The sequence below is a fragment of the Streptomyces sp. NBC_01235 genome, from assembly GCF_035989285.1.
Taxonomy (GTDB): domain Bacteria; phylum Actinomycetota; class Actinomycetes; order Streptomycetales; family Streptomycetaceae; genus Streptomyces.
In genome coordinates this window covers 3,555,523-3,568,292 of the sequence record NZ_CP108513.1, presented here as the reverse complement: position 1 = coordinate 3,568,292, position 12,770 = coordinate 3,555,523, and the positions used below count along the sequence as shown (strand labels likewise).

Here is a 12,770-nt window from a genome sequence, read left to right as displayed (position 1 = left end):
GCGGCGGTGGCCCGGGGGCAGGGCTCAGCGGCAGCGCACCGTTCAGTGGACGCTGTGCTCCTCCTGCGGGAACGTCCCGCCGACGACGTCCTCCGCGAACGCCTTCGCCGCGTCGCCCATGACCTCACGCAGGTTGGCGTACTGCTTCACGAACTTCGGGACCCGCCCGCCGGTCAGCCCCAGCATGTCGGTCCACACCAGCACCTGCGCGTCCGTCTCCGGGCCGGCGCCGATGCCGACCGTCGGGATGTGCAGCACCCGCGTGACCTCGGCCGCCAGCTCCGCCGGAACCAGCTCCAGGACCACCGCGAACGCGCCCGCGTCCTGCACGGCCTTCGCGTCCCGCAGCAGCTGCTGGGCGGCCTCCTCGCCGCGTCCCTGCACGCGGTAACCCATCGCGTTCACGGACTGCGGGGTCAGGCCGATGTGCGCCATGACCGGGATGCCGGACTCCACCAGCAGCTCGATCTGCCGGTGCGAGCGCTCGCCGCCCTCCAGCTTCACGGCCCCGACCCCGGCCTCCTTCACCAGGCGGGTCGCCGAGCGCAGCGCCTGCACCGGGCCCTCCTGGTAGGAGCCGAAGGGCAGGTCGCCCACGATCAGGGCGCGCTGCGTGCCGCGTACGACCGCGGCCGACAGCATGGTCATCTCGTCGAGGGTGACGGGCACGGTCGTCTCGTACCCCAGGTGGCAGTTGCCCGCCGAGTCGCCCACCAGCATCACGGGGATCCCGGCCTCGTCGAAGACGGACGCGGTCATCGCGTCGTAGGCGGTGAGCATGGGCCACTTCTCGCCGCGCTCCTTGGCGAGGGCGATGTCGCGGACGGTGATACGGCGTGTGCCCTTGCCCCCGTACAGCGCCTTGCTGCCGTCGGAGGTCTTCTGCTGTGCAGGCTGGGCAGCCGAAAGCTGCGTCATTGCAACGGCTCCTTACGTCATCTCGAGGCGCCCTCACGGCGTCCCCGGACCGCCTCCCATGGTGGCACCTCGTGCCAGGGAGGGCCAGAGCGCCCCTTGTGGGTAAGGCCTCAGTAAGAAACACGGTAAGAAAATCGATACGAGACGGTCTCGTATCGAAAGTGTTCTAGGCTCGACGGCATGACTACTCCTGCCGTCCCCAGCGCGCCGCGTATACCGGAAGCGGTGCACCGGCTTCGCTGGGCGATCCTCGGCGTCCTGATGCTGAGCCTGCTGATCGTGGTGCTCGACAACTCGATCCTGAACGTCGCGATCAAGACGATCTCGACGCCCGCCCCGACCGGGCTCGGCGCCACCCAGAGCGAGCTGGAGTGGGCGATCAACGCCTACACGCTCGTCTTCGCGGGACTGCTGTTCTCCGCCGGGCTCCTCGGCGACCGGATCGGCCGCAAGAAGGTCCTGCTCGGCGGGCTCGCCGTCTTCGGTATCGGCTCCGCGCTCGCCGCGGAGTCCGGCTCGCCCGCCCAGCTCATCGCCTTCCGCGCGCTGATGGCCCTCGGCGCCGCCTTCGTGATGCCCGCCACCCTCGCCGTCCTGATGAACGTCTTCGAGCGCGAGGAGCAGCCCAAGGCGATCGGCATCTGGGCGGGCGGCGTCGGACTCGCCATCGCCATCGGCCCCATCACCGGCGGTCTTCTCCTCGACCATTTCTGGTGGGGCTCGGTCTTCCTCATCAACGTGCCGATCGTGCTGCTCGCGTTCGGGCTGATGCTGTGGCTGGTGCCCGAGTCCCGCGACCCGAGCCCCGGCCGTGTCGACCCCGTCGGCGTCGTCCTGTCGGTCGTCGGCCTCGTGCTGCTCGTCTACGGCATCATCAAGGGCGGCGAACTGGCCGACTTCACGGACCCGACCGTGCTGGCGACCATAGGGGCCGGTCTCGTCGTCCTGGCCGCCTTCGTGGTGTTCGAGAAGCGCAGCGACCATCCGTCCATCGACGTCAGCTACTTCAAGAACAAGGTGTTCTCCGCCGCGATCGCCGTCATCGCGCTGGTCTTCTTCGCGCTGATGGGCGTGACCTTCTTCTCGGTCTTCTACACCCAGAGCGTGCGCGGCTACTCGCCGCTGAAGACGGGCCTGTTGATGCTGCCGCTGGCCGCCGCCCAGCTGATCTTCGCGCCGCGCGCCCGGCTGGTCGTGGACCGCATAGGGATCAGGGCCACGACGACGGCGGCGATGCTCGTCCTCGCGGCGACGCTGGTCGCGTTCGCCACGCTGGACGCCGACACCCCGATCTGGCTCCTGGAGGTCGTCTTCTTCTGCATGGGCGCCGGAATGGCCCACATCATGACCCCGACCAGCGTCGTCATCATGCAGGCCCTGCCCCGCGAGAAGGCCGGCTCCGCCTCCGCGCTGAGCAACACCTTCCGGCAGGTGGGCGGCGCGCTCGGTATCGCCGTCCTCGGCTCCGTGCTGTCGACCTCGTACCGCGACGGCATCGAGGGCCGTCTCGGCGCGCTGCCGGCCGGTCTGCGCGACACGGCGGGCGAGTCCATCGAGGCGACGCTCGGGGTCGCCGCGAAGCTCGGCGACCAGGGCAAGGTGCTGGTCGCTCCCGCCAACGACGCCTTCCTGCACGCCATGCACGTCACCGCCCTGTGCGGCGCCGGGGTGGCCCTCGCGGGCGCGGTCGTGGTGGCCGTGTTCCTGCCGGGCAGGCCGAAGCCCGCGCAGGAGGACACGGAGGAAGGGGAGTTGGTCCGGGCGAAGTCGTAGGCGGGTGACAATTTCCCGGTACGACGAAAGGATCAGGAAAGGACCAGTGGACGTGACCCTCGCCGACAGCGGGACCGACAGCGGAACCGCGGAGCAGCCCGCCCGGGGGCGGCCCCGGAGCGAGGCCGTGGAACGGGCCATCATCGAGGGGACGATGAAGCTGCTGGAGGAGGGCGTCCCACTCGCCGAGATCTCCATCGAGCGCATCGCCCGTACCGCCGGTGTCGGCAAGGCCACCATCTACCGTCGCTGGAGCGGCAAGGAGGAACTCTTCGTCGACGTCCTGCGGGCCGCCGAACCAGAGGACTCCGAAGCGCTCCCGGGCACCTCCCTGCGCGACGACCTGATCGTGCTGCTGGAGGGGCTGCGCCAACGGGGCCTCGCCAACCGGTCCTCGGCGATCCTGTACAACGTCCACGCCCAGATGAAGAGCAGCCCGAAGATCTGGGCGGCGTACCACAACTCGGTCATAGCACCCCGGCGCAGGATGGGCATCGAAGTCCTGCGCCGGGGCCAGGAGAACGGTGAACTCCGCGCCGACCTGGACGTGGAACTGGTGAACGACATCGTCGTCGGCCCCATGCTCGTCCGCGCCGTCCTGCGCCCCGACGCCGAACTCCCCGAGGACCTCCCGGAGCGCATCGTGGACACGCTGCTGGCCGGCCTACGCCCCGTCAGCTACCCGGCTGCCTAACCCCAATGTGCACGTTTCGTCACAGACCGGTCCGTGCGCCCCGGGGTCGGAACCCGTGGGACCGCCCCGTTCGTCCTTGTGCCCGTACGGCCGTCACGGGACGGCGAGAACAAACCCGATCATCCCCTAGGGTCGTACCCGGGGGACGGACGGTGTGCACGGCAGGCAGTGAGGCGACGGTATGGCGCAGCAGGCGTACATGACGGAGACGGACGACAACGGCGGCTCGGGACCCGAGCCTCGGGGAGCCCGGCTTCGGCGCCTGATCGGCACTCTGCTCGAGCGGGCCCTCGGGGGATGGCGCGGCGATCCGCGCATCTGGCGCCGGGGCCTGGTCCTCACCGGGTTCGCGCTGGCGTTCTCCCTGGTCATGCTGGTGCACTCGCGCATCCCCAACCGCTACGGCAACCTCGGCAGCCTCACGGAGACCTTCCTGCCCTGGATCGGCGTGTTCGTACCGGTGCTGCTGGTGCTGGCGCTGGTGCGCAAGTCGGCGACCGCGCTGATCGCCGTCGTCCTTCCGGCCGTGGTCTGGCTGAACCTCTTCGGCGGGCTGCTCGGCGACAAGACCGGCAGCGGCGGTGACCTCACCGTCGCCACCCACAACGTCAACGCCGACAACCCCGACCCCTCCGGGACCGCCCGTGACGTGGCCGAGTCCGAGGCGGACGTGCTGGCGCTGGAGGAGCTGACCGCCTCGGCGGTGCCGGTGTACGAGAAGGCGCTGGCGGCGACGTACAAGTACCACTCGGTGCAGGGCACGGTCGGCCTGTGGAGCAGGTACCCGCTGAGCGCCGTGAAGCCCGTCGACATCAAGCTGGGCTGGACGCGCGCGATGCGGGCGACGGTCGCGACGCCGCAGGGGCAGGTCGCCGTCTACGTCGCCCACCTTCCCTCGGTGCGGGTGAAGCTCCAGGCGGGGTTCACCGCCCGGCAGCGCGACAAGAGCGCGGACGCGCTGGGCGAGGCGATCGCCGACGAGACACTGACCCGGGTGATCCTGCTCGGCGACCTCAACGGCACCATGAACGACCGCTCGCTCAACGCGGTGACCTCCCAGATGCGCTCCACACAGGGCGCGGCGGGCAGCGGCTTCGGCTTCAGCTGGCCCGCGTCGTTCCCGATGGCGCGGATCGACCAGATCATGGTGAAGGGCGTGGACCCGCTCACGTCCTGGACCCTGCCCCGGACGGGCAGCGACCACCTCCCGGTGGCCGCGCGTGTGAAGGTCACCACACCGTAACCAGCGGGTCATCCGCTGGAATACCGGGCCGGGAAGAGTTTGTTCCGCCAGTGAACATACGAACCGTATGATGAACGGAACCCGCTCTCCCTGAAAGGCAAGTCCTCCATGCCCCTGGCCCTGCTCGCCCTGGCCGTGGGTGCCTTCGGCATCGGCACCACCGAGTTCGTGATGATGGGCCTGCTGCCCGACGTCGCGGCCGACCTGCACGTCTCGATCCCGACGGCCGGACACCTGGTCTCGGCGTACGCGCTCGGCGTCGTCATCGGCGCGCCCCTGCTGGCCGCGGTGACGGCCCGGGCGCCCCGCCGGACCGTCCTGATCTCCCTGATGGGACTGTTCGTCGCGGGCAACGCCCTCTCGGCCTTCGCCCCCGGCTACGACTCGCTCCTGGCCGCCCGCTTCCTCAGCGGACTTCCGCACGGCGCCTTCTTCGGCGTGGGCGCCGTGGTGGCCACGAACCTGGTCGCGCCCGAGCGCAAGGCCCGCTCGGTGTCGCTGATGTTCCTCGGCCTGACCGTGGCCAACATCGTGGGCGTCCCCGTGGCCACCCTCATGGGCCAGCACCTCGGCTGGCGCGCGACCTTCCTCGGCGTCAGCGTGATCGGTCTGGCGGCGATCGCCTCCCTGGCCCTGCTGATCCCGCACGACCACAGCCACGCGCCCGCCATCGGCCTGCGCCGCGAGCTGGCGGCCCTGAAGTCGCTCCCGGTCTGGCTGGCGCTCGGTACGACCGTGGCGGGCTTCGGCGCCCTGTTCTCCGCGTACAGCTACATCACGCCGATGCTGACGGACTCCGCCGGGTACGCCGACTCCAGCGTGACGCTGCTGCTGGCGCTGTTCGGCGTCGGCGCGACGGCCGGCAACCTGGTGGGCGGCCGCCTCGCCGACCACGCGATGCGGGGCACGCTGTTCGCCGGCCTGACGTCACTGGCGGTCGTACTGGCCTTCTTCCCGCTGCTGATGACGACGGCGTGGGGCGGGGGGCTGGCCGTGGTCCTGCTGGGCGTGGCGGCGTTCGTGACGGGTTCCCCGCTGAACCTGATGGTGATGGAGAAGGCGGCGGCCGGCCCGTCGCTGGCCTCCTCCGCCAACCAGGCGGCGTTCAACCTGGCGAACGCGGGCGGCGCGTGGATCGGCGGCCTGGCCTTGGCGGCCGGCTTCGGCGTCACGTCTCCGGCGGTCGCGGGCGCGGCGCTGGCGGTGCTGGGGCTGGCGGTGGCGGGGGTGGCGTACGTGGTGGATGCGCGGCGGGTTCCGCAGGCCCACGGCGGTCGCGAGCGGGTTGTCGCGACGGGCGGGGTGGTGCGGGAGCCGGAGGAGGCGTTGCAGCACTGAGGGGCAGCGGGGCGGGCGCCGTGTCGGGTTCGCCCCCGCCGCCCTTGCCCTTCCCGCCCCGTCCCTGGGGGCTGCCCCCCGAGCCCCCCGCTTCGGCCCGAAAGGGGCCTCCTTCTCGCACGCCGGACGGGCTGAGTGGTCCTGACCGGTGCCTCATTCACCTGCCGAGACGGGTGGTGGGCACAGGTTGCGGGTCCGGGGGCGGAGCCCCCAGGGATGCCCGCCCCCGTGCCGGGCCGGTTAGACCGACTCGCGCCAGCCGTTCGTGATGGGCAGGCGGCGGTCCTTGCCGAAGCCCTTCGCCGAGATCTTCGTACCCGGCGGGTACTGACGCCGCTTGTACTCGGCCGTGTCGACCATGCGCAGGGTCTTCACGACCAGCTCACGGTCGTACCCCGCCGCGACGATCGCGTCCGCCCCCTGGTCCCGGTCGACGTACAGCTCCAGGATCGCGTCCAGGACGGGATAGTCCGGGAGGGAGTCCGTGTCGACCTGCCCGGGGCGAAGCTCCGCGCTCGGCGGCTTGGTGATCGAGTTCTCCGGGATCGGCGGGGTCTGGCCCCGCTCGGCGGCGGCGCGGTTGCGCCACTCCGCCAGCCGGAAGATCCACGTCTTGTACACGTCCTTGATGGGCCCGTACGCCCCCACCGAGTCGCCGTACAGCGTGGAGTAACCCACCGCCAGCTCCGACTTGTTGCCGGGGGCCAGCACGATGTGGCCCTCCTGGTTGGAGATCGCCATCAGGAGCGTGCCGCGCAGCCGGGACTGGAGGTTCTCCTCGGCCAGGCCCGTCAGGCCCAGCGAACCCATGTACGCGTCGAACATCGGCTCGATCGGCACCGTACGGAAGTTCAGCCCCGTACGCCGGGCCAGCTCCGCCGCGTCGCCCTTGGAGTGCTCGGAGGAGTACTTCGACGGCATCGACACGCCGTACACGTTCTGCGCGCCCACCGCGTCGCACGCGATCGCCGCGACGAGCGCCGAGTCGATACCGCCCGACACCCCGATGAGCACCGACGTGAAGCCGTTCTTCGCGACGTACGCCCGCAGGCCCACGACCAGCGCCGAGTAGATCTCCTCGGCGTCGTCCAGCCGCTCCGCGTACCCGCCGGACAGCTCCGGCTCGTACGCCGCCAGCGGGTCCTGCGAGAGCACCACGCGGTCGATGCGCAGACCGTCGTCGACGACGCCCGTCGGCGCGTCGGCGGCGGCCGCGGGCAGGTCGAGGTCCAGGACCACGCACCCTTCCGAGAACTGCGGGGCCCGCGCGATCACCTCGCCGTCCTTGTCGACGACGATCGAGTCGCCGTCGAAGACCAGCTCGTCCTGGCCGCCGATCATCGCGAGGTAGGCGGTGGTGCAGCCCGCCTCCTGGGCCCGCTTGCGGACCAGCTCCAGGCGGGTGTCGTCCTTGTCACGCTCGTAGGGGGAGGCGTTGACGGAGAGCAGAAGGCCCGCCTGCGCCGAACGCGCGGCGGGCACCCGGCCGCCGTCCTGCCAGAGGTCCTCGCAGATCGCGAGGGCCACGTCGACGCCGTGCACACGCAGCACCGGCATGGTGTCGCCCGGCACGAAGTAGCGGAACTCGTCGAACACGCCGTAGTTCGGGAGGTGGTGCTTGGCGAAGGACAGGACCACCTCGCCGCCGTGCAGCACCGCCGCCGCGTTGCGCGGGGAGCCGGCCGGGCGGCCGAACTTCGGCTGGTCGTCCTGCGACCGGTCGAGGTAACCGACGACCACCGGCAGATCGCCGAAGCCCTCGTCGGCGAGGCGCACGGCGAGCGTGCGCAGGGCCGCGCGGGAGGCCTCGACGAAGGAGGAGCGCAGGGCGAGGTCCTCGACGGGATACCCGGTCAGCGCCATCTCCGGGAACGCCACGAGATGCGCTCCCTGCTCGGCGGAGTGCCGGGTCCAGCGGAGGATCGTTTCGGTGTTGCCGACGAGGTCGCCGACGCGCGAGTCGATCTGGTTCAGAGCGAGACGAAGTTGAGGCACGGGGCCAGTCTAATCGTCAAAGCGACGCGATGGGGTGGCGCGAGGTGTCGTCCACCTCACGCCACCCGCCACCGTGCACTGTCTCAGTGCTTGCGGTACGACTCCACGTAACCGCCTGCGGGCGTTCCCACGCCGGTGACGTCGTCGTAACCCTTGACAGCGGACAGCGAGCTGTCCTTGCCGAGGCTGCGGACGGAGGTCAGCAGCCCGTCGGCCGCGTCGTAACCGTTGGCGAAGTCGACGCGCGCGACCGCGAGCCCGGAACCCGTCGGGTTGTCCGTGACGTCGTGGTAGACCCGGGAGCCGAACTTGGAGTAGATCGACGGGTTGGCGAAGCCGATCGCCTTGCCGCCGTGCGCCTGCTGGGCCAGCGCCTGCACGGCCGCGATCACCGGTGCGGCGAGCGAGGTGCCGCCGATGCGGTACTCGCTGTACTGCTGCGACCCGTCCGGGAAGGTCTGGGTCTGGCCGACCTTGAAGCCGGTGTTCGGGTCGGCGATCGCCGAGATGTCCGGGACGACACGGTTGCCGGCCGCGCTGTTGGCCGTGGCCAGCGCGTTCGGAACGACGCCCTTCTGGTAGTACGGCTCGGCGACGGTCTTGCTGGTGCCGCCGCCCGCACCCGAGGTGAACGCGCCCGGGAAGCCCGTCCAGCTCTTGCCGTCGGCCGACAGCGAGGCCTTCTCGGTGCCCCAGCCGGTCTCCCACAGGTACTTGTCGCCCTTGCCGACGGCCAGCGAGGTGCCGCCGACCGCCGTCACCCACGCCGAGTTGGCCGGGGTGTCGACCTGCTTCGTGCCGGTGTTGGCGACCTCGTCGCCGTTGTCGCCGGAGGAGAAGTAGAAACCGATTCCCTCGACCGCGCCGAACTGGAAGACCTGGTCGTAGGCGGCCGCGAGGTCCGGCGTCTGGTTGGCCTCGATGTCGCCCCACGAGTTGGAGACGATGTCGGCCAGGTGGTTGTCGACGACCTTGCTGAGCGAGTCGAGCAGATCGTCGTCGTAGCAGGACGCGGCGCCCAAGTACGTGACGTTCGCGTCCGGCGCGACCGCGTGCACGGCCTCGACGTCGAGGGTCTCCTCGCCGTACCAGCCGGCCGCCCCGCACTCCTCGGTCTTGGTGTAGTTCTTCGGCAGGACCTGGGTCAGCTGGCCCGTCTTCCAGGCCGCGTCGCCGTGCGCCTTCGCGTAGGTGGCCGCGTCGAAGGCGATGGTCGGCGAGGCGTACGCGTCGGTGATGGCGATGCGCACGCCCTTGCCGGTGTACGTCCCGGCACCGTAGGCGGCCCGCAGCTGCTTGCCGGTGTACCCCTGGACGGCGTACGGGATCTTCTTGCCGTACGCCGACGGGAGGGTGCTCGCGGTGTTGGAGCCGTAGTACGAGGAGAACGGCCCGGCGTTCTTGAACACGGCGTCCGGCGGCGGCAGTTGGTCCTTCGAGGCGGCCTTGTGCGGCGCGTTGTCCAGACCGGTGACGGTCAGGACGGCACCGTCGAGGCTCGCGGGCGCCGAGGCCGCCTTCGCGGGCGCGCGGTAAGTCTTGCCGCTCTTCGCGAAGTTGTGCAGCTGGGTGCCGAACGCCTTCTCGGCGGCGGCCACTTCACCGCTGACGGAGACGTAGTGCTCGGTCGTGCCCGTCACCTTCAGGCCGGCCGCCGTCAGCCATGACTTGACCGCGGCCACCTGCGCCTCGGTCGCTCCGAAGCGGGCCTGCGCCTGTCCGGCGGAGAGGTACTTGCCGTAGGCGGACGCATCGGGGTCGGACACGGCCTTCGCGTACGCGGCGAGGCCGGCGGCGTCACGTCCCGCGAGGTAGACCCGGGCGGAGACCTGGGCGCTGTCCGGGGTCGAGCCCTTGTCCGCCTTGGTCGTGGCCCACGCGGGCTTGGTCCCGGCCAGCGTGTCACGGGCGGGGCTGTCCGCGGCGTGCGCCGCGGGTATGCCGAGCGCCAGCGCGCCGGCGATCATGGGCAGTGTCGCTGCCATGCTCGCTCCGGCGCGCAGCGCGGCGCGGTTGGATCTCATAGGACCCCCTGTATGTGGTTCGACGCGAGTAGATCACTCGCCTCGGCCACTCTGGACCTGAACCGTTCATGCCAGGGGAATGCGAAACCCAAGAAGCCCCCAAGTAATCGCTGTCGCAGGCGATTTGGGGTTTAGATCCTTTCGGCAGTGTTACGTCCGGCTGAAGATCCTCATGCCAGGTCTTCGGCCGGGCGCGCATCTCGTCGTGCGCGCGGGCGGAGTGCGGGTTGCCCGGGTCATGCATTCGGAGCAGGTGGTCGTAGAGGGCCGCGACGCACAAGTCCCGCTGCGGGCAAGGCGCGTCGTCGACCAGCAGATCGCGCCAGACCTCCCGGACGGTCCCGTCGGCGGTCGTGCACAGCGGATACCCCTGCCGGTCGTTCCCTGAGCGCCGGGAGCGCCGGGAACGCCGCTGGGGCCGGATCGGATGCGCGTCACCGAGCGAGGCCTCCAGCCCCTCCTGCTGCCGAATGCCTTCCATGAGGAGCTGCCGCACGGCTTCGAGGGTGTCCCGGTCGAACCCGGCCTGCCGCATCAGGACCTGGAACCGCGGCCATTGCGGGTGCTCGACGGGACGCTCGGCGTAGCGGGCGGTGTCGCCCCGGGACGGCCGGCCGGGTCGTCGTCCCTCTGAATGGCGATGGCCCGTGTGACGGCGGCGTTGCCAGCCGTGCGCTGCGGGGCCGGCAATCGGGCGGCGGCCGGCCCCGAGGGGGTCGTACGCCCCACGCGCCCCTGACTCCCCACCCGGCCAGCGGTCTTGGCACTCCGTGACGCGTGCGTGCGCAATCGCCGTCCCCTCAAACGGTTTCACGGTCGGCCCAGGGATTACCGGGCCTACCGGGCCTACCGGGCTTCGGCACCCCGCTCCTTCAGCATGTCCGCCATGAGCTTGATCTCCGACTCCTGGGCCTCGACCATGCCCTGAGCGAGCCGCTTCTCCACGCCGACGGTGCACTTGTCGACACACCCGTCGGCCATGTGGACACCGCCCTTGTGGTGGTCGGTCATCAGCTGGAGGTAGAAGACCTCGGCCTGCTTGCCGTTGAGCGTGCCGAGCTTCTTCATCTCGGCGTTGGTGGCCATGCCGGGCATGAGGGCACCGTCCTCGCCGTCGCTCATTGCGCCCATGCCCATCCAGGTCATGGGCGCGTCGGACGACACCTTCGGCAGCCCCCAGAGATCGAGCCACCCGAGCAGCATGCCGCGCTGGTTGGCCTGCGTCTGCGCGATGTCGTAGGCGAGCCGCCGTACGTCCGCGTCGGTCGTCCGGTCGCGCACGATGTACGACATCTCGACGGCCTGCTGGTGGTGCACCGCCATGTCCCGGGCGAACCCGGCGTCGGCGGAGTCGGCGGCGGGGGGAGCGGTGCCCGCCGAACCGTCCTCGGCCACGGAGTAGGTGATGGCCCCGGCGGCGACGAGCACCCCGGCCACGGCGACCGCCACGCCCGCATACCTCACTGCGGCAGACCACCCGTGCAGGCAGCGCCCGGCTCGGGCGTCTGCTCGCCCTGGACGAACTTGGCGAAGAACTTGTCCACGTTCGCGTCGCTCGCACTGGTCACCGTGCGCTGGTGTCCCCACGCGGTGAGCATGATCGGGTCGGCCTGGGCGTCGTCCGGGCTCATGAGGGTGTAGGGCGTCTTCTTGACCTTGGCGGCGAGCGCGGCGATGTCGGCCTTGCTCGCCTTGCTGTTGTAGGTCACCCAGACCGCGCCGTGCTCCAGCGAGTGGACGGCGTTCATGTTGTTGAGGGCCTTGGTGTAGACGTCGCCGTTGCAGTTCATCCACACCTGGTTGTGGTCACCGCCGACGGGGGGCTCGACCGGGTACTTCACGGTCTTGGCGACGTGGGTGCGGCCGAGGGTCCCCTTCCACGTCCTGACCCCGTCCGAGCCGGTGACGAAGTGCCCCGAGGACTTGGAGTCGGCGGCGCTGGAGGAGTCGTCGCCGGACTGCGACTTCACGACGAACACGCCACCGGTGACGAGCGCGGCGACGGCGACGACACTGCCGGTGATCGTGAGAAGCCGGTTACGCCGCTCACGGGCCTGCTCGGCCCGCCGCATCTCCTCTATGCGCGCCTTGCGCGCCGCGCTGCTGGTCTTGTTGGCGGAACCCATGAGGCCTGTCCTTCTGGGGGAAAGGGGCGGGACGGGAGGTGTTCTGCTGCTTCTGTCTAACGGGTCAGCCGATCGTAATGGGGAGGGTCGGGGATCTCGTAGGCAGGTCACGGTCAAGACGGCGAAAACCGGGAAGGAGCCGAGGCGGGGAAGGCGCCGGAGGGATAATTTGAAGCGTAGATGCGCATTATCTACGCTTCCTCCCATGCGGCTGTTGCGATCCACCGACCTTGCGCTGCGCGTCCTCATGAGGCTCGCGGTGGCGGAGGCGGACGAGACCCCTGAGGCCACCCCCACGACACGCGAGGTGGCGGCCGCGATGGGGGTCCCCTACACCCACGCGGCCAAGGTCGTGGCCGAGCTCCAGCACCTGGGCCTGCTGGAGGCCCGCCGGGGCAGGGGCGGCGGCCTGGCCCTGACGGAGAAGGGCCGTACGGCGTCGGTGGGCGGCCTGGTCCGCGCCTTCGAGGGCGACGGCGACGTCGTCGACTGCGAGGGCGCCACCCCCTGCCCCCTGAACTCGGCCTGCCGCCTCCGCGGCGCCCTGCGCCGCGCCCAGGAGGCGTTCTTCGCGTCCCTGGACCCGATCACGGTCGCGGACATCGTGAGGGAACCGACGGGCCCGCTGCTGCTGGGGATCACGGGACGACCGGCGTGAT

Annotated in this window: 11 protein-coding genes; 6 read left to right on the top strand and 5 right to left on the bottom strand. The window is 70.6% G+C overall.

Going from position 1 to position 12,770, the window contains the following annotated elements; all coding sequences use genetic code 11:
- Positions 1-42: 42 nt before the first annotated feature.
- A complete protein-coding gene (panB, locus tag OG289_RS15545; protein WP_327314612.1) occupies positions 43-918 on the bottom strand; it encodes a 3-methyl-2-oxobutanoate hydroxymethyltransferase in 876 nt (291 codons plus the stop codon).
- A gap of 180 nt (positions 919-1,098) precedes the next feature.
- On the opposite strand from panB, the gene OG289_RS15540 reads away from it, so the two are divergent.
- The 4 genes from OG289_RS15540 (at position 1,099) to OG289_RS15525 (ending at position 5,966) form a co-directional block, all read left to right on the top strand.
- On the top strand, positions 1,099-2,691 hold the full coding sequence (locus tag OG289_RS15540) for an MFS transporter (protein WP_327314610.1): 1,593 nt from the start codon (positions 1,099-1,101) through the stop codon (positions 2,689-2,691).
- A gap of 52 nt (positions 2,692-2,743) precedes the next feature.
- Positions 2,744-3,385 carry a TetR/AcrR family transcriptional regulator gene (locus OG289_RS15535; RefSeq protein WP_327314608.1) on the top strand — a complete coding sequence of 214 codons (642 nt, stop codon included), beginning with the start codon at positions 2,744-2,746 and terminating at the stop codon, positions 3,383-3,385.
- A gap of 181 nt (positions 3,386-3,566) precedes the next feature.
- The gene (locus OG289_RS15530; RefSeq protein WP_327314607.1) at positions 3,567-4,628 is read left to right on the top strand and encodes an endonuclease/exonuclease/phosphatase family protein; all 1,062 of its coding nucleotides are present in this window, start codon (positions 3,567-3,569) and stop codon (positions 4,626-4,628) included.
- A 108-nt stretch (positions 4,629-4,736) separates the two neighbouring features.
- A complete protein-coding gene (locus tag OG289_RS15525) occupies positions 4,737-5,966 on the top strand; it encodes an MFS transporter (RefSeq protein WP_327314606.1) in 1,230 nt (409 codons plus the stop codon).
- Between the two features lie 240 nt (positions 5,967-6,206).
- Here OG289_RS15525 and OG289_RS15520 read toward each other — a convergent pair whose 3' ends face one another.
- Complete coding sequence (locus OG289_RS15520; RefSeq protein WP_327314604.1) at positions 6,207-7,961, bottom strand: NAD+ synthase; 1,755 nt, start codon at positions 7,959-7,961, stop codon at positions 6,207-6,209.
- Positions 7,962-8,044: 83 nt separating this feature from the next.
- Positions 8,045-9,985: a S53 family peptidase gene (locus tag OG289_RS15515; protein WP_327314602.1), complete on the bottom strand. Its 1,941-nt coding sequence runs from the start codon at positions 9,983-9,985 to the stop codon at positions 8,045-8,047.
- Positions 9,986-10,412: 427 nt separating this feature from the next.
- On the opposite strand from OG289_RS15515, the gene OG289_RS15510 reads away from it, so the two are divergent.
- Positions 10,413-10,619 (top strand): hypothetical protein, encoded by a 207-nt coding sequence (locus tag OG289_RS15510; protein ID WP_327314601.1) that lies wholly within the window; start codon positions 10,413-10,415, stop codon positions 10,617-10,619.
- A 212-nt stretch (positions 10,620-10,831) separates the two neighbouring features.
- Here the strand turns inward: OG289_RS15510 and OG289_RS15505 are convergent, their stop codons facing one another.
- Positions 10,832-11,434: a DUF305 domain-containing protein gene (locus OG289_RS15505; protein ID WP_327314600.1), complete on the bottom strand. Its 603-nt coding sequence runs from the start codon at positions 11,432-11,434 to the stop codon at positions 10,832-10,834.
- Between the two features lie 11 nt (positions 11,435-11,445).
- Complete coding sequence (locus OG289_RS15500; RefSeq protein ID WP_327314599.1) at positions 11,446-12,111, bottom strand: DUF3105 domain-containing protein; 666 nt, start codon at positions 12,109-12,111, stop codon at positions 11,446-11,448.
- 205 nt (positions 12,112-12,316) lie between these two features.
- Between OG289_RS15500 and OG289_RS15495 the strand changes: the two genes are divergently transcribed.
- A complete protein-coding gene (locus tag OG289_RS15495) occupies positions 12,317-12,769 on the top strand; it encodes an RrF2 family transcriptional regulator (protein ID WP_327314598.1) in 453 nt (150 codons plus the stop codon).
- The last annotated feature ends 1 nt before the right edge of the window (position 12,770 follow it).